Annotated in this window: 19 protein-coding genes and 1 pseudogene; 7 read left to right on the top strand and 13 right to left on the bottom strand. The window is 62.6% G+C overall.

From position 1 onward, the window contains the following. From GSQ89_RS17830 to GSQ89_RS17820, 3 genes are all read right to left on the bottom strand, one after another. Positions 1-583 (bottom strand): NnrS family protein (locus tag GSQ89_RS17830; RefSeq protein WP_174254889.1); only part of this gene is annotated, 583 nt, incomplete at its 3' end. Between the two features lie 44 nt (positions 584-627). Next, positions 628-1,104, bottom strand: a complete 477-nt coding sequence (locus GSQ89_RS17825; protein ID WP_158927611.1) for a hypothetical protein — start codon at positions 1,102-1,104, stop codon at positions 628-630. Positions 1,105-1,148: 44 nt separating this feature from the next. After that, entirely contained in the window at positions 1,149-1,940 is a 792-nt protein-coding gene (locus GSQ89_RS17820; RefSeq protein ID WP_158927609.1) for a helix-turn-helix domain-containing protein, read from the bottom strand. A 217-nt stretch (positions 1,941-2,157) separates the two neighbouring features. On the opposite strand from GSQ89_RS17820, the gene GSQ89_RS17815 reads away from it, so the two are divergent. From GSQ89_RS17815 to GSQ89_RS17790, 6 genes are read left to right on the top strand one after another with little or no spacing between them, the layout of a single operon-like run. Then, the gene (locus tag GSQ89_RS17815) at positions 2,158-3,495 is read left to right on the top strand and encodes a nitrate/nitrite transporter (RefSeq protein ID WP_216856231.1); all 1,338 of its coding nucleotides are present in this window, start codon (positions 2,158-2,160) and stop codon (positions 3,493-3,495) included. A gap of 46 nt (positions 3,496-3,541) precedes the next feature. Next, positions 3,542-7,273, top strand: a complete 3,732-nt coding sequence (locus GSQ89_RS17810; RefSeq protein ID WP_158927607.1) for a nitrate reductase subunit alpha — start codon at positions 3,542-3,544, stop codon at positions 7,271-7,273. Further along, positions 7,270-8,784, top strand: a complete 1,515-nt coding sequence (narH, locus tag GSQ89_RS17805; protein ID WP_158927605.1) for a nitrate reductase subunit beta — start codon at positions 7,270-7,272, stop codon at positions 8,782-8,784. Before GSQ89_RS17810 ends, narH begins: the two co-directional genes overlap by 4 nt. Then, a complete protein-coding gene (narJ, locus tag GSQ89_RS17800) occupies positions 8,784-9,464 on the top strand; it encodes a nitrate reductase molybdenum cofactor assembly chaperone (protein WP_158927603.1) in 681 nt (226 codons plus the stop codon). The genes narH and narJ overlap by 1 nt, the downstream gene beginning before the upstream one ends. A 12-nt stretch (positions 9,465-9,476) precedes the next feature. After that, positions 9,477-10,271 carry a respiratory nitrate reductase subunit gamma gene (narI, locus tag GSQ89_RS17795; protein ID WP_158927601.1) on the top strand — a complete coding sequence of 265 codons (795 nt, stop codon included), beginning with the start codon at positions 9,477-9,479 and terminating at the stop codon, positions 10,269-10,271. Between the two features lie 3 nt (positions 10,272-10,274). Beyond that, the gene (locus GSQ89_RS17790; protein ID WP_158927599.1) at positions 10,275-11,066 is read left to right on the top strand and encodes a peptidylprolyl isomerase; all 792 of its coding nucleotides are present in this window, start codon (positions 10,275-10,277) and stop codon (positions 11,064-11,066) included. 436 nt (positions 11,067-11,502) lie between these two features. On the opposite strand, the gene GSQ89_RS17785 is transcribed toward GSQ89_RS17790, so the two are convergent. The 10 genes and pseudogenes from GSQ89_RS17785 to GSQ89_RS17750 all read right to left on the bottom strand — a co-directional run bounded on the left by GSQ89_RS17785 (position 11,503) and on the right by GSQ89_RS17750 (position 21,434). Continuing rightward, a complete protein-coding gene (locus GSQ89_RS17785; protein WP_158927597.1) occupies positions 11,503-14,016 on the bottom strand; it encodes an HAD-IC family P-type ATPase in 2,514 nt (837 codons plus the stop codon). A 196-nt stretch (positions 14,017-14,212) separates the two neighbouring features. After that, positions 14,213-14,989 carry a universal stress protein gene (locus GSQ89_RS17780; protein ID WP_216856230.1) on the bottom strand — a complete coding sequence of 259 codons (777 nt, stop codon included), beginning with the start codon at positions 14,987-14,989 and terminating at the stop codon, positions 14,213-14,215. 154 nt (positions 14,990-15,143) lie between these two features. Then, a complete protein-coding gene (locus GSQ89_RS39790) occupies positions 15,144-15,278 on the bottom strand; it encodes a hypothetical protein (protein ID WP_256367331.1) in 135 nt (44 codons plus the stop codon). 525 nt (positions 15,279-15,803) lie between these two features. Continuing rightward, a pseudogene (locus GSQ89_RS40170) lies at positions 15,804-16,083 on the bottom strand (DDE-type integrase/transposase/recombinase); the annotation flags it as partial. Between the two features lie 254 nt (positions 16,084-16,337). Continuing rightward, positions 16,338-17,135, bottom strand: a complete 798-nt coding sequence (locus GSQ89_RS17775; RefSeq protein WP_158927593.1) for a c-type cytochrome — start codon at positions 17,133-17,135, stop codon at positions 16,338-16,340. Beyond that, positions 17,132-18,757, bottom strand: coding sequence for a b(o/a)3-type cytochrome-c oxidase subunit 1 (locus GSQ89_RS17770; protein WP_216856229.1), 1,626 nt, complete (start codon positions 18,755-18,757; stop codon positions 17,132-17,134). The genes GSQ89_RS17775 and GSQ89_RS17770 overlap by 4 nt, the downstream gene beginning before the upstream one ends. Next, positions 18,747-19,304 carry a cytochrome C oxidase subunit II gene (locus GSQ89_RS17765; protein WP_158927589.1) on the bottom strand — a complete coding sequence of 186 codons (558 nt, stop codon included), beginning with the start codon at positions 19,302-19,304 and terminating at the stop codon, positions 18,747-18,749. The genes GSQ89_RS17770 and GSQ89_RS17765 overlap by 11 nt, the downstream gene beginning before the upstream one ends. Continuing rightward, positions 19,301-19,483, bottom strand: coding sequence for a hypothetical protein (locus GSQ89_RS17760; protein WP_158927587.1), 183 nt, complete (start codon positions 19,481-19,483; stop codon positions 19,301-19,303). The genes GSQ89_RS17765 and GSQ89_RS17760 overlap by 4 nt, the downstream gene beginning before the upstream one ends. A 7-nt stretch (positions 19,484-19,490) precedes the next feature. Further along, a complete protein-coding gene (locus tag GSQ89_RS17755) occupies positions 19,491-20,735 on the bottom strand; it encodes a c-type cytochrome (protein ID WP_158927585.1) in 1,245 nt (414 codons plus the stop codon). Positions 20,736-20,747: 12 nt separating this feature from the next. Then, positions 20,748-21,434, bottom strand: coding sequence for a c-type cytochrome (locus tag GSQ89_RS17750; protein ID WP_216856227.1), 687 nt, complete (start codon positions 21,432-21,434; stop codon positions 20,748-20,750). A gap of 534 nt (positions 21,435-21,968) precedes the next feature. Between GSQ89_RS17750 and GSQ89_RS17745 the strand changes: the two genes are divergently transcribed. Then, positions 21,969-22,337, top strand: coding sequence for an ATP-binding cassette domain-containing protein (locus GSQ89_RS17745; protein ID WP_158927581.1), 369 nt, complete (start codon positions 21,969-21,971; stop codon positions 22,335-22,337). Positions 22,338-22,349: the final 12 nt, after the last annotated feature.

Below are 22,349 nucleotides of genomic sequence, written 5' to 3'. Positions count from 1 at the left end.
CGATCCGGCCCGCCATCACCGAGATCAGCACGATGACTGTGGTCAGCCCCAGCCGCCACCCCAGCCCAGATGGCACGGCGACGCCATCGGCCTCCAGGTGCATCAGCAGATTGGCGATCCCGAGAACACCCACCGGCACCACCATTGGCAGATTGCGCCAGTTCCGCCCGACAAGGATTTCCCGCGCGGCGACACCGACCAGCACTACCGGAAAGGATAGGTCCGCCGCGATGACGATCCATGCGGGAACCAGCGCCGAAAACAGGCACGCAATGCGACCCAGCAGCCATAATCCGGCCAACAGTGCGAGCGGGCTGCCGCTGACCGGAAGCCGCCCTGTCCAGTTCGGGATGGCCGTCAGCAGAAAGCCGGCAATCGCCGCCATCACGAAGCCGAACAGCATTTCATGGATATGCCAGGCAAGCGGATCGAACCGGCTCGGAATAGTACTGCCTGTCGTGAACATGACGATCCAGACCGCAATCGCCATCGCTGACCAGAGACCCGTTGCCAGAAAGAACGGCCGGAAGCCCTGGGAAAGAAATGCGGGCACAGTGTGAGCGCTTTTCAGGTTCGTCGTCATGGTCTTTCACTCTCGGAAGGGAGCCACCGCCTTGAACCGCCGTGTCAGAACAACGACCATCCCTGACTACCCGCGACCGCGCCGAAGATGGTGATCAGGCTGAGCGCGAGCAGAACCCAATGCACCCGATGCAGCCATCTGAACGCGACCTGTGGTGCTGATGTCGCCCATTTGCGGAAGCGGCAGGCCACGACGAACGGCTCCGCCACGAACAGGACAACAGTGAACAACAACCACAGGCAGACCATCGCGTGCATCCACCAGAACTGTGCCGACTGGAACCGGTCCCACAGTTCAAGCCGCGTCGCCATGTAGAAGCCGGTCAGGCCGACGACGACAACGGCTATGCGCGCCTGCCATGCGAAACGGCGTTCGATCGCGCCCAAGGCCTGAAGCCAGTCGCTGCCAAGATCGCCGCGACGAATGGCTGGTAAGGCAACGGTGGTCACCATCGACACACCACCAATCCAGATGACCACGGCGAGGACATGCAAGGCCCGGGCGATCACAACGTCATCCATGACGATTCCCCATCGAAGATAGCGCCGTTCGCGTCGAAGCCATCTCAGTATCGCCGCGGCGAAAACGGCAGGATCGGTTCGGGCCCGTCGATCTGCGGGTCGAGGCGAAATCGCGCACGCAACGGGGGCGCGTCCGGGACCTCGACCACATCGCCGGAGATGTGCAAACCGTATCGTTCCATCCCTGTGAGAACCCGCGAAAACGTCTCACGGGCCATCCCCAACTGCCATGCAATGAAGCGTTTCTCCATTGGCAGCCGTACCGGAACGCCAGGGGCCGCCTCCTGCACGAGCCCCAGCAGGTAGCAGCCGACGCGCTCCTCCGCCGAACGAAGCTTCAGGGTCTTCGCCAGCTTGATCTGGCGGCGGAACTGCGTCGCCAAACACCCGAGAACGGCGAGGCACAGCGCATGATCGGTAGCGAGGGCGTCGCGGAACACCTCCGCCTGAATAAGAACCAGATGCGCTTCCTCCAAAACACGGGCGCGCGCCAGGAACGGCTGTCGATTGAGGACTGCCGCCGGAAGCAGCAGATCGATCGGCCGTACCAGTTCGATCAGGGTTTCAGCGGTGCCGCTGACGCCGAGAAGTGCGACGCTGCCCGACACCAGAAGCTGCGCGAAGGAAGGTATTTCGGCTTGCTCAAACAGCGTACTGCCCGATGGCACCCGATGCAGGACCGCGAGGTCCGCCAGACGGTCGAGCGTCGCGGCAGGTACCCTATCAAGCCAGGGGGTCCCGCCCAGTGCCGAACGGGCCGAAGGTAGCGGGAAATTCGCCGTAGAACCTGCCGCCGATGGGCCATCTGGGGCTTCAGTGAACGCGTTTGCTTCCATCAGACTTGGCTGCCCCATTCAGACCGGCCGGGATACGCGGCGCGCACCGATGCATGATCTACATCACGGATAAAATCATTCCCATGCGGACCCAGCATTGATCCAGATCAAGGTCGATGGCGGCAGGACCGTCATTGTGGTGACCGGACCAAAGACCGGAGCAAGCCAGAATGGAAAGTTCGCTGCCGCCAGCGCCCTGCGCCAGGGAAACCGAACCATGCACGCGATAGGGCTGCGGGGTGTTCAGGCAGAGACGACTGTCGCGATCACACGGGGCGGGGTGTTGGGCAACCCGCGCCAGGGCCTCATCATGGGCACCTGGGGGTTCTTCATCGGATTTGCCGCGGTCGCGCTTTATGGGCCGGCCGCCCATGCATTCCAGCAGTCGATGCAGCTTTCGCCGCTGATGGTTGGACTGCTCGTGGCCGCCCCCCAGCTTACCGGCTCGCTGCTGCGTATTCCTTTCGGTGCCTGGGTGGACAAGGTCGGCGGCCGCCTGCCGATGCTGGTCCTGTTCGGCATGTCCATCGTCGGCATGTGGGGGCTGGTGTTCATCCTGGTCACCGTGCCGCACGTCACAGCCGCACTTTACCCGGTTATCCTGCTGTTCGGCTTCATGAGCGGCTGCGGCGTCGCCACGTTCTCGGTCGGCATTCCACAGGTTTCCTACTGGTTTCCACGCAACCGGCAGGGCACCGCCCTGGGTATCTATGGTGGCGTCGGCAACCTGGCACCCGGCCTGTTCACGATGATCCTGCCCTTCGCCATCGCCGCGTTTGGTCTTGCCGGGTCGTATCTGGCGTGGCTCGCCTTCCTGCTGATCGGCACCGGCATCTATGGCTGGCTGGCTCGCGACGCTTACTACTTCCAGCTTCGTGCCCGCGGCACCGGTGCCGACGATGCGCGCAGTGTGGCTCAGAGCTGTGGTCAGGAACTGTTCCCCGGCAACTCGGTCTGGGGTGCCTTGCTGACGGCGGCCGACGAAACACGCACCTGGGGCCTGACCTTCCTGTACTTTGTCTCCTTTGGCGGCTTCCTGGCCCTTACCGCCTGGTTCCCGACCTACTGGACCAACCTGCACCATCTCAGCCTGACCGATGCTGGCATCCTTGGCGGCGTTGGCTTCTCCCTGCTGGCGGCCGTGGCGCGCGTGGGCGGAGGCTCGCTCGCCGAACGGTTCGGCGGCGAATACATGGCAACGATCGCCTTCATCATCGTGCTGGTCGGCGCGGCGCTGCTGACCGCGGTGATCGATTTCCCGATCAACGTCGCGGGCGAACTGCTGATTGGCCTCGGCATGGGCCTGGGCAACGCCGCGGTGTTCAAGATGGTGCCGAAATACGTGCCGCACGCGGTCGGCGGTGCTTCGGGCCTGGTGGGCGGGCTTGGTGCCCTCGGCGGTTTCGTGATCCCGCCGACCCTCGGCCTGTTCGCCGGTGCAATGGGTGATGCCGGCTATTCCGGCGGATTCTTCGTCTATGTCGTGTTGGCCGTGGCGGCGATCATGGTTTCAGTCGGTTTCATCCGTACCCGCAATAACGGTGTGCCGGCATGACACGGATGAACGGGGTCGCAACCGGCACGATCAGGAAGGCAGCAAGATGAGTCACTTTCTCGACCGCCTCACTTTCTTTCGCAAGACTGTCGGCACATTCTCCAACGGCCACGGCATCACGACGAACGAGCCGCGCGACTGGGAGGACGGTTACCGCAAACGCTGGCAGCACGACAAGATCGTGCGCTCCACCCATGGCGTGAACTGCACCGGCTCCTGCTCCTGGAAAATCTACGTCAAGGGCGGCATCGTGACGTGGGAAACCCAGCAGACCGACTATCCGCGGACACGGCCGGATCTGCCCAACCATGAGCCCCGAGGATGCGCACGCGGCGCCAGCTATTCCTGGTATCTGTACTCGGCCAATCGCGTGAAGCATCCCATGGTACGCGGTCGCCTGCTCAAGCTGTGGCGAGAGGCGCGCGCGACGCTTTCCCCCGTCGCGGCCTGGTCCTCCATCATGGAAAGTGCGGAGAAGCGCGACAGCTATACCAGCAAACGCGGCCTGGGCGGCCTGGTCCGCGCGGGGTGGGACGAGGTCAACGAGATTATCGCCGCCGCCAACGCCTACACGGTCAAGAAATACGGCCCTGACCGCGTGGTCGGCTTTTCGCCGATCCCCGCGATGTCGATGGTGTCGTTCGCCGCCGGTGCGCGCTACCTCTCGCTGCTGGGCGGCGTCTGCCTGTCCTTCTACGATTGGTATTGCGACCTGCCGCCGGCCAGCCCGATGACCTGGGGCGAGCAGACGGACGTGCCGGAAAGTGCCGATTGGTACAATGCCGGCTATCTGCTGATCTGGGGTTCCAACGTGCCGCAGACCCGCACGCCCGATGCGCACTTTTACACGGAGGTCCGCTACAAGGGGACCAAAAACGCTGTCATATCGCCTGACTATGCTGAGGCGACCAAATTCGCCGATCTCTGGCTGCATCCCAAGCAGGGCACCGATGCGGCGTTGGCAATGGCGATGGGCCATGTAATCCTGCGCGAATTCCACCTCGACCGGACGGTGCCATACTTTCAGGATTACATCCGTAAATACTCCGATCTGCCTATGCTGGTGCGGCTGGTGTCTAAAGACGGCCGCTACGTCCCCGATCGGTTGGTCCGAGCCGACGACTTCGTGGACGCGCTGGACGAAACGAACAATCCCGCCTGGAAGACCGTCGCATTCGACGCCGACGGCAATCCGGTCGTCCCCTTGGGTTCGATCGGCTTCCGCTGGGGCGAGCAAGGCAAGTGGAACTTGGAACAGCGGCGAAGCGACGGCGCGGAAACGTCGCTGCGGCTCAGCCTGATCGATGACGGCGCGACGGCAGAGGTGGCGTTTCCCTATTTCGGCGGCGCAGCGACCAATGGTTTCGTCGCGACCCAGCACCCCGATATCGTGACACGGAACGTTCCGGTGCGTACGCTCGTGCTGAAGGATGGTAACACACCGGTCGCAACGGCTTTTGATCTGCTCTGTGCCAATTACGGCCTGGACCGTGGCCTCGGCGGCGAGGGTGTTGCATCCGACTACGACCAGGATGAACCCTACACCCCCGCCTGGGCCGAACGTGTCACCGGCGTGCCACGCGCGCACATCATCCATGTCGCGCGCGAATTCGCCACTAACGCTGAGACGACGAACGGCCGCTCCATGGTGATCCTCGGCGCCGGGGTGAACCACTGGTACCACATGGACATGACGTATCGCGGCATCATCAATCTGCTGGTGCTGTGCGGCTGCGTCGGTCGATCCGGCGGCGGCTGGTCGCATTACGTGGGGCAGGAGAAGCTGCGCCCGCAGACCGGTTGGGTGCCCGTCACCTTCGGCCTCGACTGGTGCCGCCCGCCGCGTCACATGAACGGCACGTCGTTCTTCTACGCGCACACCAACCAGTGGCGGTACGAAACGATGAAGGTTTCTGACATTCTGTCCCCGACCGCACCCGACGGCGACTGGTCCGGATCGATGATCGACTACAACGTGCGCGCCGAACGCATGGGATGGCTGCCCTCGGCGCCGCAACTGAAACAGAACCCGCTGACCATCGCCGCCCGCGCCAAGGAAGCGGGCCTGGACCCCAAAGACTACGTGCCGAAGGCGTTGCGGTCGGGTGAGCTGGAAATGTCCTGCCACGATCCGGACGACCCGGCGAACTGGCCGCGCAATATGTTCGTGTGGCGCTCCAACCTGCTTGGATCCTCCGGCAAGGGTCACGAGTATTTCCTCAAGCATCTGCTTGGTACCAGCAACGGCGTACTGGGCAAGGATCTGGGCGTCGAGGGCCGCGAGAAGCCGCAAGACGTGGCCTGGCACGACAAGGCCCCCGAGGGAAAACTGGACCTGCTGGTCACGCTGGATTTCCGCATGTCCACCACCTGCGTCTATTCCGACATCGTGCTGCCGACAGCCACCTGGTACGAAAAGAACGACCTCAACACGTCCGACATGCACCCGTTCATTCACCCGCTGACCGCCGCGGTTGACCCGGCCTGGGAATCCCGCACCGACTGGGACATCTACAAAGGCCTCGCCCGGACGTTTTCGGAGATCTGTCCGGAGGTGCTGGGCCGCGAAACCGACGTCGTGCTGACGCCAATGCAGCACGACACACCGGGCGAACTCGCGCAGCCATACGGCGTGAGCGACTGGAAACGCGACGGCACCGAACCGGTGCCCGGCCGCACCATGCCGTCAGTCGCGGTGGTCGAGCGCGACTACCCCAACCTGTACGCCAAATTCACCGCCCTCGGACCGTTGCTGAAAGCATCAGGCAACGGTGGCAAGGGAATCACCTGGGACACCGGTCACGAAATCGACTTCCTGGCCGCCCTGAACGGCACGGTGCGATCCGGCTCGGCGGCAGGCCAGCCCCAGCTTGAAACCGATATCGATGCCATCGAAACCATCCTGAGTCTCGCCCCCGAAACAAACGGTGAAGTCGCCATAAAGGCCTGGGAAGCGCTCGGCCAGAAGACCGGCCGCGACCACACTCACCTGGCGCGTGCGAAAGAGGACGAGAAAATCCGCTTCCGCGACATCGTCGCGCAGCCCCGCAAAATCATCTCGTCACCGACGTGGTCCGGAATCGAAAGCGAAAAGGTCTGCTACAACGCCGGCTACACCAACGTCCATGAACTCATTCCTTGGCGAACGCTGACCGGGCGCCAGCAACTCTACCAGGATCATCTCTGGATGCTGGCGTTCGGTGAGGCGCTGGTCACCTGGCGGCCACCGGTGGACACCAGGGGGACAGCGGCGATCAAAGGCAAGTACGGCAACGGCAACCCCGAGATCGTGCTGAACTTCATCACCCCGCATCAGAAATGGGGCATCCACAGCACCTATACCGACAATCTGCTGATGCTCACGCTCAGCCGCGGCGGACCGTGCATCTGGATCAGCGAGACGGACGCGCGACAGGTCGGCATCGCGGACAACGACTGGGTGGAGGCCTACAACACCAACGGCGCGCTGGTCGCTCGCGCGGTGGTCTCGCAACGGGTCAATCCCGGCATGGTGATGATGTACCATGCGCAGGAGAAGATCGTGAATATGCCTGGCAGCGAAGTGACCGGCCAGCGCGGCGGCATCCACAACTCGGTTACCCGCGTGGTGCTGAAACCCACGCACATGATCGGCGGCTACGCACAGCAAAGCTATGGCCTGAACTACTACGGCACGGTCGGTTCCAACCGCGACGAATTCATCATCATCCGCCGCATGGACAAGGTGGACTGGTTGGACGGCACAGCGGCCACCCGCCAGAAGGAGACCGTGTCATGAAAGTCCGGGCACAGATCGCGATGGTGCTGAACCTGGATAAATGCATCGGCTGCCACACCTGTTCGGTCACCTGCAAAAACGTGTGGACCAGCCGCGAAGGCATGGAATACGCGTGGTTCAACAACGTCGAGACCAAGCCCGGCGTTGGCTATCCGAAGGACTGGGAAAATCAGAAGCGTTGGAAAGGCGGCTGGACGCGCCGGAAGAACGGCAAGATCGAACCGCGCATCGGTGGCAAATGGCGCATCTTGTCCAACATCTTCGCCAACCCGGACTTGCCTGAAATCGACGACTACTACGAACCATTCACCTTCGACTACGGACATTTGCAGACGGCGCCCGAGGGCAAGGTCATGCCGACCGCCCGGCCGCGTTCGCTGATCACCGGCAAGCGGATGGAGAAGATCGAATGGGGGCCGAACTGGGAAGAAATCCTCGGCGGGGAATTCGCCAATCGTTCCAAGGACAGCAATTTCGAGGGCGTGCAGAAGGAAATCTACGGCGCCTTCGAGAACACGTTCATGATGTATCTGCCGCGCCTTTGCGAACACTGCCTCAATCCGGCTTGTGCGGCCGTGTGTCCCTCTGGCGCCATCTACAAGCGCGAGGAGGATGGTATCGTCCTGATCGATCAGGACAAATGCCGCGGCTGGCGCATGTGCGTTTCGGGGTGCCCCTACAAAAAGATTTACTACAACTGGTCGTCCGGCAAATCGGAGAAATGCATCTTCTGCTATCCGCGCATCGAAGCGGGGCAGCCGACCGTGTGTTCGGAGACCTGCGTCGGCCGCATCCGCTATCTGGGTGTCATTCTCTACGATGCCGACCGCATCGAGGAGGCCGCCTCCGTCCCGGACGAAGGCGATCTCTACAAGGCACAACTCAAAGTCTTCCTCGATCCGCACGACCCCGCCGTACAGGCGCAGGCTCGGCTTGACGGCATCCCGGAGGCCTGGCTGGAGGGTGCGCGGAAATCGCCGATCTGGAAAATGGCGATGGAATGGAAGATTGCCTTCCCGCTGCATCCCGAGTACCGCACCCTGCCGATGGTCTGGTATGTACCGCCGCTTTCGCCGATCCAGGCCGCCGCCGCGAAAGGCGATCTCGGCACCATCGGCGGGATGCCGGACGTGAAGTCGCTGCGTATTCCGGTCGAATACCTGGCCAACCTGCTGACCGCCGGCCGCACCGAACCGGTCACCGCCGCCCTGGAGCGAATGCTGGCGATGCGCGCCTACATGCGTGCCAAGACAGTGGACGGCGTGATCATCGACTCGATCGCCGAGCGTGTGGGGCTGTCCGGGCAGGACATCGAGGACATGTACCAGCTCATGGCCATCGCCAACTACGAGGACCGGTTCGTCATCCCGACCGCCCATCGCGAGACCGGCGAGGACACTTTCCAGATGCGTGGTTCCTGCGGCTTCTCCTTCGGCGAGGGCTGTTCCGGAAAGACCGGCTTCGGCCTGTTCGATGCGAAGAAGTCGAAGACCCCGATGGAGGTGGTGTGATGGCCCGCACCTACCGCGCCCTCGCGGCCCTCATCGCCTATCCTACCGAGGCACTGCAAGCCGCGACGGACGAGATCGCCTTGGTGTTGGCCGAGGAGGGCCTGGTGCCGGCACCACGTCGCGCCGCCATCGATCTTCTGCTGGCAGAACTGGCCGGCCGCGACATCTATGATTTGCAGGAGCGGTATTTCGCGCTGTTCGATCGCAGCCGCACACTGTCGCTGCATCTGTTCGAGCACGTGCATGGCGAAAGCCGTGATCGCGGGCAGGCGATGGCGGACCTGATCGCGCTTTATCGCGATCATGGATTCGAACCAACCGCCAGCGAATTGCCCGACTTCCTGCCATTGTTCCTCGAGTTCCTCTCGTTGCTTCCAGGGCATGAGGCACAGGCGCTGCTGGCCGAACCGGCGGGCATTCTTCAGGTCCTCGCGGACCGGCTTGTCACACGCAAAAGCGCCTATGCGGCGGTGTTCCAGGCGCTTGCCACGTTGGCCGACGCCCCCGCGATCGACGGGCCGGATACCTGCGCCGAAGACCCCAACGATCTCGTGGCACTGGATGCGGCGTGGGAGGAAGCGGCGGTGCATTTTGGACCTGGTGAACAAATGGACAGGTGCGGAACCGATCGTCTGCGGACCCGGCTTCGTGCTGCCACCCGTGACGCCGCGACCGCCTGAGGAGATGGGCCGATGAGCGATTATCTCAACAGCGCTCTGTATGGTTGGTACCCGTACGTGTGTCTTACCGTGTTCGCGCTTGGCAGCCTCATACGCTTCGACACCGCGCAATACACGTGGCGTAGCGGGTCGAGTCAGTTGCTGCGGAAGCGGCAGTTCCGCTGGGGCTCCAATTTGTTTCACGTCGGTATCCTGGTCGTCATCGCCGGTCATTTCGCCGGCTTCCTGATACCTGACTGGGCGGTGGACTGGCTGATCAGCCCCGCCCAGCATGAGTTGCTCGCCATGGTGGTGGGCGGCCTCGCCGGACTGATCGCGATCATCGGCCTGTCGTTGCTGATCCATCGCCGATTGACCGACCCGCGCATTCGCGCCACCAGCCGGCGATGGGATATCGCGATTATCCTGATGCTCTGGGCGCAGCTTGCCCTCGGCCTGCTGACCGTTCCGGTCTCCGCGATGCATATGGACGGCGCGCTGTTCGTAACGCTGGTCGCCTACATCAAGGGGATCGTGCTGCTGCATCCTGGCGTGGCCGATCTCCTCCTCGGCACGCCATTGATCTACAGGGTGCATATCCTGCTGGGCTTCACCGTCTTCCTGGTCTCTCCGTTCACCCGCCTCGTGCATGTATGGAGCGCACCGGTTTGGTATCTCGGCCGCCCGGGCTTCCAGGTCGTGCGCAGCCGGCAGAGCGTGGGACATCAGGCCCGGAATCAATCGCTGACGGTGGCCGATCTGGTGACAAGAACCCGACCGGCAAAGCCCGCTGGCGCGAAGTTTCGGCAACCCGTTACGGGGGATTGAATCATGCAAATCGTAACGGTTAACGATGTCACCATACCGCATGCGGCCATTGCCAGGGAGGTGCAAAATCACCAGGCCGGATCGCCTGCCATCGCGTGGGAACAAGCAACCCGTGCCCTGGTCATTCGCGAACTGCTGCTCCAACGCGCATGTGCGCTGGACCTCGTGCCCGAACCGCGCACGGAAGACGGCGCGCGTGAGACGGACGAGGAATCCCTGATCCGTTTGCTGCTGGAACGCGAGGTCGTCACGCCAAAGGCCGATGACAGCGTCTGCCGCCGCTACTACGACAGTAATAAGGCGCGTTTTCGCGGCCCGGATCTGTTCGAACCGGCGCACATTCTGTTCAAGGCCCGCCGCGACGATGCCGATGCTTACGCCAAAGCCGAGGCCCAGGCTGCCGCGGTGCTCGCCGACCTCCAGCGTCATCCGGACAGGTTCGACAGCCTGGCGCGCAGCCTGTCCGACTGCCCGTCCGCGACCGAAGGCGGGCGGCTGGGACAGATCGTGCGGGGCGAGACAACCCCGGAGTTCGAGACTTTTCTTGTGGTCATGGAGCCCGGCCAGATCTGCCCAACACCGGTGCGCACGCGCTACGGCGTCCACGTTCTTCGTCTGGACCGCGGGATCGCGGGCGAGACTTTACCGTTCGAAGCCGTCCGTGCCCGCATCGCCAGCTATCTGGAAGAACGCACGTGGCGCCGCGCGGTCGCCCAATATATCACACTGATGGCTGGGCAGGCGCGGATCGCCGGGTTCGATCTGCCCGCTGCCGCCTCGCCGCTCGTGCAATAGGAGGCACGCATACTTGGCAACATCCTGGGCGCCCTGACGGATGCCGCCTCAGCCGAGGAAGCCCTGGCCGCCATCGGCAACCCGGGCGTCGTCGAGCGTGTCCGGCGAGGCGCCGCGGCCGAAGGTGTCGGTGTCGGTGCATTCGTGGCCAGTACGGTCCGCCAAATGCTGGATTACGCAGAGGAAGATATGTGGCTGGATCTTCTCGGCCGCATGTCCGGCTCGCCGCGACCCGGCATCGCCGCATTGGAGGCTATGCTGGCCCGCGCCTTTCCCGCACAGCCCGCGGCCGGCGCCGCGCGGCGTCGATCATAAACGCGATCGTTCCCGCACTCGGCTATTCTAGGATACTCTGGCGTGTTGCCGGCGGTTCACGTATGCGAAAATCTTTTTGAACTGATCTGCATGGTCGTTCCTTTTGCCAGCGTGGCACGACCTAAGTGATCTTAAGGCGTTGGAATGTGGGCACCTTCACCAAATCCAGGAGGAGGGCGAAGATTACGGCGGCAGCCAGCGTGCCGGCCACGACCCACGCCGGCAGTGGTGTCATTGCAATGCCTGCCACGGCCAAGGTGGAGGCGATCAGGAGATCGGCGACGGACGAGAGGAGGAGCCAGATGCTGGGACGTGAAGACCACAGGTGGCGGCGCTCACGATTGGTGTAGGTCGTGGCTTGGTTGCCGAACACGATGACGACGAAGGCCAGGGTCTGCAGGGCGCCGATCGTAAACCCCATCCGATAGGCGCCGAAGGCGAAGATGGCCGTGCAGAACAACAACTCGCCGATGCCCATGATGACGCCGGCGATCGTCAGGTTGCCGATCTGCCAGCCGTTCGGCGCAGCCGACGGCCGGACATTGTCGGTCGTCAGCGACATGCCGAGAAAGTCACCGGTGATCATGATCAGGACCATCAGCAGCGGCGTCAGGATCGCATGGCCGGTCATGAGCAGGCCGATCGCCAGAAACAGTACCTGTACGGTTTTCTTGGTAATCGAATTCAGTGTGTAGCTGAGGATACGCTGGAACGTAATGCGTCCCTCCTTGACCGCGGCGACGATGCCGGCAAGTCCAGGCTCGGTCAGAACCATACCAGCAGCCGATTTGGCGACGTCAGTCGCGGTCGAGACCGCGATGCCCATCTGAGCCTGGCGCAGTGCCGGCGCATCATTGGCGCCGTCGCCGCACATGCCGACGGTGTGGCCGCCTCTCTGAAACGCCTTGACGAGCTTGTATTTGTCCTCCGGCAAGACGCCGGCGAAGACCGCGAATTGCTCGGGATGGACGGCATCGGGGATCGGGCCGGGCGGGCAGATGGCGCCATCGAGGCCTACCGCCCTCGCGACGATGGCTGCGGTTGCCGGCGCATCACCCGTCACCATGACGGTGCGGACGCCCAAGCCGTGCAATTCCCTGATCAACGCTGCCGAATCTCTGCGGGGCGGGTCGCTAAGTGCAACGAGTCCCGCGAGCTTCATCCCCGTCGGAGGCCCGGCGGCGACCGCCAGCACCCGGAAACCCTTGTCCTCGAGTTCCTTGGCCGCGGTGGCCGCGGTCGGCGACGCCTGGGCAAGGCCAATGACCACGGCGTAAGCGCCTTTCACGATACGCAGCAGGTTTCCCGCCACATCCGTTGCGCTCGCCTCGGACATCTTCTTGGACGGATCAAAGGCGGCGAATTTGACCAGCTTCGGCGCGTCCGAGACCGCCTTTCTTGCGGCGGCTGCCCGCACGGCGCCATCGACCGGGTCTTGCCCCCCATCCGAGCTGGCGAGAGCGGCCAGAGCGAGGACATGCGCCTCGTCGAACCCCGGCATCGGCCGAACCGTTGTGACCATCAGCGCGTTTTGGGTCAGCGTGCCGGTCTTGTCGGCGCAGAGGACAACCATCGATGCCGCTTCATCCACGGCCGAGAGACGGGTCGGAAGGACGCCCAGCTTCGCCAGAGCCCGTGCGCCGAGGGCGGACGCGAGGGTAAAGGTCGCTGGAAGAGCGACGGGTATCGATGCCAGGATCGCTGTCAGGACGAGGGGGATGATGTCGGCGACCGGCATCCGGAGATGCCAGGAGTAGGCCACGAGCAGCATGATGACGACGCCGTTGAAGGCGGCGAGATTGCGCACCACGCGCAGAACCGCCCTCTGCTGGGTACTCACGACATGGGCGGTACGAACGAGTTCGGCGGTGCGACCGAATTTGGTCCGTACGCCGGTTGCCATAACCTCCGCCTCCGCCTCTCCGCGCCGTACCAAGGCTCCCGCATAGGTCTGATGACCGGCGCCGGCCTCGATAGGCACCGATTCGCCTGTAAGCATGGACTGATCGAGAAGAACTTCGCCGCCAACAAGTTTCACATCCGCCGCGACAACGCCGCCCAGCGAGAGTTTGACCAGATCACCCGGCACTAGCTCCAGGGCTGCTACGGTCTTCCACACGCCGTCGCGTTTGACCGAAGCGGTCAGCGCGAGACGCGACTTCAGCGCCGCAAGCGTCGCCTGGGCACGGCTTTCCTGAAAGAGTCCGAGAGCCGCGTTGAATACCAGGAGAAGGGCAATGATCGCGGCCTCGAGATATTTGCCGAGCACCAGCTCGAGCGCGATGGCGGCTTCGAGCATCCACGGCACGGGCGCCCAGAACTTCTCCAGCGCCATGCACAGCGGTTGCACGCTCGTGTCCGGCATCGCGTTGGAACCGGATTTTGCGAGACGGCGACGAGCCTCGTCACTCGTCAAGCCACCTGAAATGGCGTTCTGAGCGTCCGTGGAGACGGCAGGCGCGGCGCCTGTCGTGGGCGGAGAACTCTGCGCCAGGGTGTGCTGCGCGACACTCGCTGGCGAATTCACATCTGACGCCCATTCCGGCGCAGGTGCGGGGCTCGGGGAACTCTTCGCCTTCGCTTCCGATCCCGCGCTCGAATCCGTTGCGGTGAGCGGGTCGACATTGGCCTTCATTGCGAGTGGTCTGTGTTGGTGGACGTAATTGAGTCCGGACCCTAATGGCCGATAGACCCCCTACATTCTGGACGGTCTCGTGTTCATTCGTTCGCAGCGGTGGCATGCGCCGCCCGGCCTGCGCCCTGTGGCCGCGGCCGTTGTTGCTCCTCCGGCACCTCCGATCTCTATGACATCAGCGCCACGATGCCAGCGCTCAATGCGACACGAAGGCGCATCTGTCCGCCCGCAGCAACAGGTCCTTGGTGACGCCACCGAGTGCCCATTCGCGCAGCCGGCTGTGCCCATAGGCGCCGGCGACGATGATATCGGCTGCCCGATCACTGGCGACCACGTCCAGACCCGCCGCATCGTCCCCCGTCGACAGCGCCGCCATGGGCTCCGCCGTGATTCCATCCCGCTTCAGCCAGCCCACGACGTCCGTGAGGTGTTGCCGGGCCGCGGTCATTTCCTCCTTCGAAGCGATTTCACAAACAACAACATGGTTTGCCTTCCGCAGCAGGGGCAGCGCGTCTAGAACAGCCCGGCGGCTTTCCCGCGTCTCCTTCCAGGCGACGAGAATGCACTCAAGGATGATCTTTTCGACGTCTGTCGGGACGATGAGAACGGGACGTCCGAGTTGTATGACCAAATCGCCGATATCCACATGACGCGACGTGTCGAAAATCGACTCGCTTTGGTGGACGCCGGTAACCATGATGTCCGCGCACCGGGCCTGATCCGCCAGATAGTCCGAGAGCGGCCCGAACGTCACCGTCGAGCGCCATTCGAGGTTGCTACCGCGTTTTCCCATGACAGCACGAAATTCGGTTTCAGCGTCGCTTATGTCTTTCTCAAGCGCCTCACGGTCTTTCTGAATGAGGTCGTCCGGAACGTACCCGTCGCTATAGATAACCCGGAGCGGTTGGCAGGCGGCGATACCCACTACGTCGGCACTGAGCTGACCGGCAAGATCGCTGGCGGCCAGCAGCAAGCTAGTGTTGCTGTCCCCCAGTTCCAAATGCACCATCAACGTCGTCATGGCTTCATACCCCTTATGTTTTGTTCGATGATGAACAGTAGAGCCGCAATCAATCCGCCGAATTGATTTGCCTCAATCAAACACGAACCACCCATCGGATCGTCTCTCATTCCGCATCATTCGCGGACGCACGCAGGCTCAAGCCCACACCGACCAACGCGGCACCCCCGATAACCAGATCGATGCCGACAATCAGTCCCACGGCGAAGACACTGGCGACCGGGTTCAGTAAAAGGATCATCGTGGCCGGCAGCCAATCCACGACCGCGGAGACGATCAGCCAGCCCCATGACGGCCGGCCGGAGCGTCACAAATCGAGCGCGATCATCAGCAGAGTCTGCAATATAGGCTGCCCGCTCCACCCGGGCTGAAGCTGTCGGGGCCAATCCGCGCTCTGACAGCGTCAGATCGACAGCCCTTGAATACGGCGGATGACAGGTCAAGCCCCGGATTCAACGAGGCTGACCGGTCGCTCTGATGTCCGAATTCAAGGGGACGGCGCATGTTTTCGCTCCACCATTTGCGGGTGACCGAACTGGTAAGACGCGCAAGGGCGGAGGCGGGACTTGTAAATGTCGGTGATCAAGCTCTGATACGCGGGTTGGCCACCGCAGTTCCGAATATGCGTCCGAGGTATTCCCTGTCTTACTGCGGGCGTCGGTGAAGACCGGCCACAAAGCGTCCGACGGGCATTCCTCTCCCGTTGCCCCGCCCCCACCAATGTGCGCCAATGGGTTCTGTCGCAAATTTCCTGATCGGGCACGTTGGCGGTCAACAGGAAGTCCACTGTGGCGCCGGCCTTGTCGACGACGCGATACCGATACTTCCAAGCGCCCTGACCCTCACATAGGTCTCGTCCATTCGCTGACTGGCTCCCACCGGCCGCTTGTGGGCGCGGAATTGCTGGTCCAGCAGTGGGACATACTTGAGCACCCAACGATTGAGCGTGGAGTGATCAACTTCCACGCCACCTCCTGCATTATCTCCTCGAGCTGACGATAGCTGATCGGATACGCCACGTACCAGCGCAGACCCCATAGGATCATCTCCCGCTCAAAGTGGCCATCGGGGGCACTGACACGACCCCGGATTCAGTTGGCCACTGAAGTGGCCGTCAGCGCCAGAGGTTCATCTGTTCCAAACGCCGATCCTCCTCCTGGTTCCTGATGTCCTTCCGAATCACCTCTTCGTCACGCCGGCAGAAAGGCAAAGTTTACGACAGAACCGTGGCCGCGCTTGCGGATCTCCGTCTCTGAGCAAACGGGCGAGACCAACGGGCCTGCACCGACAATCGAGCTAATCACTGTGGCTGGTTTGCGTAATATTGTGCCGCCGCCTCAATTTCGGCTGATGACATGCCACGAGCGATATTGCGCATCTGTTCGCTGATGTCGTTGTGGCGTGCGCCGGAGGCAAAGGCCTTGAGTTGGGCTTGAAGATAGACGGAGGATTCGCCTTCCAGCCAGGCACTGCCGGTTTTGTAATACAGGGTGCCGTGGCAGGTCGCACAGGGTGCGATATTGCGCATCGGCGCACCGCTTTCGACGATTTGCGGCGCCGGTCCAGCAGTGGCTGGATGGTAGGGGGGCAGGCGCGGGAGATAGGCATAGTAGGCAGCGAGATCGCGCATGTCCCGGTCGGTCAGGTCGGCGACCCGTGGGGTCATGACCGCGTTGGTTCGCGCGCCTGACTTATAGTCCTGAAGCTGCTTGAAGATCACCATGATGTATTGGCCGGCGAGATTCGGCGAGTCGGCCTCGCTTACACCTCGGGTGCCGTGACACATGGTGCACCGCATCGCCAGCGTCGCGCCGCGGCCGATCGAGATCGCACTTGAACCGTCCAGCGTCGAGGATGAAAGGATGACGTCCGTGGTCTTGTAGTTGGCCTGGACCACCGGCTGTCCCGCCGGGGCGGCACGCACGAGGCCAGCGGCGCTGCATATCGCGTCCCATATACCCGTGAACCGGGTATTGGTCTGCAATGATGGCAACACCACGAAGCCCATGGCCGCGGACGTCGCGGCGATCAGGGCGGTGACCACGACAGCGATGGTGAACCAGCGGTTCCGGTGGGAGAAACGAGGTTCGGTGCTCACCTGCCGGCAGCTCCGATCGTGACGACGGGAACCGAGGTGTTCGACAGCGAGAGCAGGTGGACGATGGGAAAGCCGTAATTGATGACCGTCAAAGCCACCATAAGGCTGACCCAAAGACCAAATCCATTGAGCGCCACCGGCACACGGTGCGGCTGGTGGACCGCGATGCTGAACCGGTATTCGCCGGGCTCAACCCTGGCCGCGAGGTGGCCGCGGACCAGCACGGCGATGAAGAGTGCTCCGGACACCACCAGGATCGCGCCGCCGATGACGGACGCGATAACAGAGAGCGCCTGCGGCGCGATCGCCGGGTCGGTGTAGTCGTAGAATGCCATCCGCCGGGGCATGCCCAGGATGCCCACGTAGTGCCATGGGAAAGTCAGCACGATCATACCGATGAACCACGACCACAACTGCATCCGCATCATTTCGAAACTATCCAGCGCTCGGCCTGTCAGATGCGGCCAGAGGTCATAGGCGATGGCGAAATACATGATCACGATCGCGCCGCCAAAGATCAGGTGGAAATGGCCGGTGATCCACTGCGTGTTGTGAATACTGGCGTCGAGTTGGTAGCTCATGTTGATCAACCCGCCCGCACCGCCGAAACCGAGCATGACGAAGGAGAACGTTACCGCGAGCATCATGGGATTGCGCCATGGCAGGGCAGTGAGCCAGCCGAGTACACCCTTGCCACCGCGCAGGCGGCCGGCGATCTCCACTGAGGCGCAGATGGTGAACACGGTGAGAAGCGTCGGCACGGCGACGAAGGCGGTGAACACCGAGTGCATGAACTTGAACCCGGCGCCGACTTCTGGATCGGCAAACAAATGATGCACGCCGATGGGCATTGCGACCACCAGGAACAGCGCGAAGGAGATGCGGGCCATCGGGTCGCTGAACAGGCGGCCGCCGATCGCTCTTGGGATGATGGTATAGTATGCGATGTAAGTCGGCATCAGCCAGAAATAGACGATGGCGTGCAGAGTCCAGGAGAAGAAGACCCGTGCCAAACCGGCATCGATCGTCGTGGTCAGGCCGAGCGCGGCGGGGATTATCTGGAACAGCAGTTCGATCGCCGCGCCGACCGCGGTCCATGCCCAGAGATAGGAACCGGCAACATTCGCGAACATCGCCAGCGGCACCGGGACGTCGGGATTGGCTCGCTTCCACGCGTAGAGATTGACTGACATCAGAGCGACCCAGATCCACGAGCCGACCACAACCAACACGATGCCAATGTAGTAGAACGGGCTGCCGATCAGTGGCGGATAGAAGGTATAGAGGACGGAGGCCAATCCAAGCGAAACGGGGATCACGGCGGTGACGGTGCCGACCGCCACCAGCGCGAACCCGGCCCAGGCCCATTTGCCGCCGATCAGCGGCCGTTTCAGCGCGGCTTCGGTGATCGCGTAGCCAAAACCCATCGCGACGAGTGTCGGGAACACGTACGCCATGGCCGTGCCATGCGCGGTGACGGAGCGATAGTACACCTCGGGGTCGCCGATCCAAGCATGCAGTGGGCTGCGGATGAACATTTGCCATTCGCCCAGCAGCAGCGCGACCCCGAAGCCCGCGAAAGCCAGCCAAAAATGCGAGAGAATGAGGCGTTTACTGTGCAACACAGGTCATTCTCCGCTGGTCCGCCGCCAGTTTCGCAAACGCAGCCTTGTTGATCACCTTGATGCGGCCCCACATGCCTTCGTGGCCGGCGCCGCAGAATTCATGGCAAGGCATGAGGCGTTCGGACGGTGCCGGAAATCGTGTCACGATCGTCGAGATGTATCCGGGAACGAGCATCGTGTTGACGTTGCTGTGCTCGATCAGGAAGCCATGAATGACGTCCGCGCTGGTTGCCCGGATGGTGACTTGGGTATCCGCCGGCACGACGATGCACTGCGGCGTGAATGAGTATTGCTGACCGATGGCCCGCACCGTTACCGAACCGTCTGGTTCCGCGGCCGTTCCAAGATTGCTCTCGATGAACTCCCCCGCGATGTGGAGTGTCCGCGGGTCCACCGTCTCGACCCGGGGCTGTGGCATGACACCCTGGTGGACGCCGATATAGGCGGCCATGAAGACCAGCGCGAGAATGATACCGATGGAGACCGTTCCCCATCGGCGTTCCATGCGCGCGGCGACAGTGGCACTGTCGGCGTGTTCGGTCATGGCGTGGGTCCGCGGGGCAGGAAGACCAAAAGGTAGAAGGCGATCCAAAGGCCAATCACGATCGCCGAAGCAATGCTGGCGAGCACAATGGCGCCGCGCGCACCCGACCGGACGATATTGTCCACGGCCTCGTCCCGCGATGCGTCGAATTCCACCGTCTCGGGTTCCGAGTTGATCATGATCCACTCAATTCAGCAGCGCCGAACGCAATTGATTTGCCCGCCGTGCGGAGATTGCCGTTCCTTGGTTGCCCCAAGCCGACCGGATGTAGGAAACCACCGCCGCGATCTGGTCGTCGGACAGGAATTGTGCGAACGGCGGCATGCCGTAAGGCATCGGATTGGTGGCCGTGCCCGGCGGATAGCCACCGTTCAGCACCATCCTGATAGGGTTTACCGCCGACTCCATCTGGATCGACTGGTTGCCGGCCAGCGGTGGATATCGCGACGGCTCGCCCTGCCCTTGCGCGCCATGGCAACTCGCACATCGCGCGTCGTACACAGTCTTGCCGAGGCTTATAAGCAAACTGCTCTCGTCAACCGGCATGGCGGAAGCCGCTGCATCGGGCAGACTGCCTTCCACCAGGCTCTTGAGGTAAACCGCCATGGCGCGTGTGTCGGCTTCCGTCAAATACTGCAGGCTATTGTAAACCACCTCGGCCATTGGCCCGTAAACCGCACCGCGATCGGACACGCCGTTACGCAGATAGCCGGAGATTTCGTCAATGCTCCAGTCGCCCAGACCGACCTCCTTGTTGGAGGTCAGTGAAGGGGCGTACCAGTTCTGCATCGGGATCAAGCCGCCTTGAAACGCCTTCGATTCTGAACTGCCGCCCAGCGCGTTGATGGCGCTGTGGCACATAGCACAATGGCCCAGTCCTTGTACAAGATAGGCACCGCGGTTCCATTCGGTGGATTTCGTTGCGTCTGGCCTATACGCGCCTTCGGTGAAGAACAGCGTCCGCCAGCCAAGGATCAGCGAACGGTTGTCGTAGGGAAACCGAAGGTCCTGCGACTTCTTGGCGGCCTGCACCGGGGAAACTGATCGCAGGTAGGCGAAGATCGCATCGGAGTCTTCGCGCGTGACTTTCGTGTAAGCCCCGAAGGGCATCGCCGGGTACAGCAGGCCACCGTCCCGCGACCGCCCGGTGTGCATCGTGGCGTAGAAATCGTCGGCTGACCACTTGCCAATGCCGGTGTCGGGACTGGGGGTAATGTTCGACGAATAGAGCGTGCCGAACGGCGTCGGCATCGGACGGCCCCCGGCGAACAGCTTGCCGCCAGGCGCTGTGTGGCAAGCGATGCAGTCGCCGGCCCGAGCGAGATACTCGCCTTGTTGGACGACGGAGGCGGTTTGCGCCTTGGCGGGATGGCAGAGAATTGCCGATAGGATCAGGCAGCAGGCCAGTTTGAGGAGACTGCTCGGTTTCACGGCTTTTCCTCCTCAGTTCGGTTCGCTGCCGCAGTCAAGCGGCGTGACGAGCGTCCCGCGTGGCAATGGAGTCGCATCGTCGGGAGCAGGAAGTGTCGAGAGCCACGCGGCCACCGCCGTCACATCGGTTTCCGTCAAATGTCCGGCCACGATCTGCATGCAGTCGGGCCCGGTGGCCGTGCGCGTGCCGTATCGCCATGCACCGAGTTGCGCGCTGATGTAGCTGGCTTTCAAACCCAACAGGCCGGGGATGGCCGGTTCCATGCCCGTGAACGCGGGGCCGTGGCAGCGTACACAGGCCGGAATGCCTCGGCTTGAATCGCCCTGCGTAACCAGGGACTGGCCCAATGCGAGCAGATCCTTGCTGACCACAGGAATGACATTAGGCGGCAATGGAGGCCGCTGGGCGGCGAAGTAATCAGCCATCGCGTGGAGATATGAGTCTGGCAAGAACTCCAGAAGGTAATTCATCGGGGGGTAGTGGCGGCGCCCGACCCGGAAGGCGACGAGTTGATTGAATAAATAACCCGCGGGCTTGCCGGCGAGGCGCGGGAAATAATCGTTGTCCGTGCCCTGTCCTTGCAGACCGTGACACGATGCGCAGGGTTGGACGCGTGCCTTCATGTCTTCGAGGGCGCGGTCGCCGGAGGGTTGTGCATGGCCTGATCGCATCGGAAAAAAAATTGACAGGAGAAGCATCCAAAACCGCATACTGTCCGCCGCGGAGCACTTTGACGCCGAGTGCGGTACAGCCATCGGTGTGCTAGTGGCCGACCCGCCGATCCGCTGCCGAAAGCGACAACCCAGCCGGATCCGCCCAATCACACATTCCCTCCCGAGGCTTTTGGCTCTATCTCACTAAGGCCTCCTCAGGCTGCCGGATCATCGTGTCGTGAGATACCCTCGGAAACTACTCACGGCCGAGTGAGACTGTCGTTCTTGCCCCCTTTGGCTGACGGAGTGTTCATCGGGACTGACGTAGCGCCCTGGCCGGGAGCCGACCAACACATTCACCCATTGGACCGAAACAGACAGCCTGCTGGGGTTCCTGATCGGCGCCGATCGGAACCCCACCCCCAACGATCACCGGGATGGGATTCCCGCCTAGGTGCTGATTCATAGCGCTGGCGGGCAATCCGCAGGGCGACAACCCGATCTACGAAACGGGTTACAGGGGTTTTCGAGCAATTGTGACCTCATCCATTGGGCAACACGACGGTTGAGGAGGCTTTCATGGCTGTGCTGCCGGAGGTGCTGCGCCACGGCCACATAACGCTCAATATTCAACCGCGTCCTGCCACCAACGCCGCGCCGGTGATCGTCGCGCGCGATCTGACCGTCCGGTTCGGCGACTTCACGTCCGTCGACCGCGTCAGCTTCAACATTCAGCGCGGCAAGATCTTCGGCTTCCTCGGCTTCCTCGGCTTCCTCGGCTTCCTCGGCTTCAACGGCTGCGGCAAAACCACCATCATGACGGCGCTGATCAGCCTGCTGCCCGCCACCAGCGGTTCGGTGCTGCTGTTCGGCAAGCCGGCGATAGGCTCGGGTATCCGCTATCTCGCACTTGTCTCGGTCGAGTTTTGGTTGGACACGAGAGTATGATCGCGTACGCTG

Origin of the sequence: Acidisphaera sp. S103 (assembly GCF_009765975.1) — a bacterium.
In the GTDB taxonomy this organism is placed as follows: domain Bacteria; phylum Pseudomonadota; class Alphaproteobacteria; order Acetobacterales; family Acetobacteraceae; genus Rhodopila.
Note: the sequence above shows the minus strand (reverse complement) of the source record. Positions and strands in the feature narration are given on the sequence as shown.

Coding starts and splice junctions, on each gene's coding strand:
- GSQ89_RS17815 (WP_216856231.1), top strand. CDS start 2,158: ATGCACGCGATAGGGCTGCGGGGTGTTCAGGCAGAGACGACTGTCGCG.
- GSQ89_RS39790 (WP_256367331.1), bottom strand. CDS start 15,278: ATGATCCTTTTACTGAACCCGGTCGCCAGTGTCTTCGCCGTGGGACTG.
- GSQ89_RS17810 (WP_158927607.1), top strand. CDS start 3,542: ATGAGTCACTTTCTCGACCGCCTCACTTTCTTTCGCAAGACTGTCGGC.
- GSQ89_RS17760 (WP_158927587.1), bottom strand. CDS start 19,483: ATGATCAACTCGGAACCCGAGACGGTGGAATTCGACGCATCGCGGGAC.
- narJ (WP_158927603.1), top strand. CDS start 8,784: ATGGCCCGCACCTACCGCGCCCTCGCGGCCCTCATCGCCTATCCTACC.
- GSQ89_RS17825 (WP_158927611.1), bottom strand. CDS start 1,104: ATGGATGACGTTGTGATCGCCCGGGCCTTGCATGTCCTCGCCGTGGTC.
- narI (WP_158927601.1), top strand. CDS start 9,477: ATGAGCGATTATCTCAACAGCGCTCTGTATGGTTGGTACCCGTACGTG.
- GSQ89_RS17790 (WP_158927599.1), top strand. CDS start 10,275: ATGCAAATCGTAACGGTTAACGATGTCACCATACCGCATGCGGCCATT.
- GSQ89_RS17745 (WP_158927581.1), top strand. CDS start 21,969: ATGGCTGTGCTGCCGGAGGTGCTGCGCCACGGCCACATAACGCTCAAT.
- GSQ89_RS17750 (WP_216856227.1), bottom strand. CDS start 21,434: ATGCTTCTCCTGTCAATTTTTTTTCCGATGCGATCAGGCCATGCACAA.
- GSQ89_RS17785 (WP_158927597.1), bottom strand. CDS start 14,016: ATGAAGGCCAATGTCGACCCGCTCACCGCAACGGATTCGAGCGCGGGA.
- GSQ89_RS17820 (WP_158927609.1), bottom strand. CDS start 1,940: ATGGAAGCAAACGCGTTCACTGAAGCCCCAGATGGCCCATCGGCGGCA.
- narH (WP_158927605.1), top strand. CDS start 7,270: ATGAAAGTCCGGGCACAGATCGCGATGGTGCTGAACCTGGATAAATGC.
- GSQ89_RS17765 (WP_158927589.1), bottom strand. CDS start 19,304: ATGACCGAACACGCCGACAGTGCCACTGTCGCCGCGCGCATGGAACGC.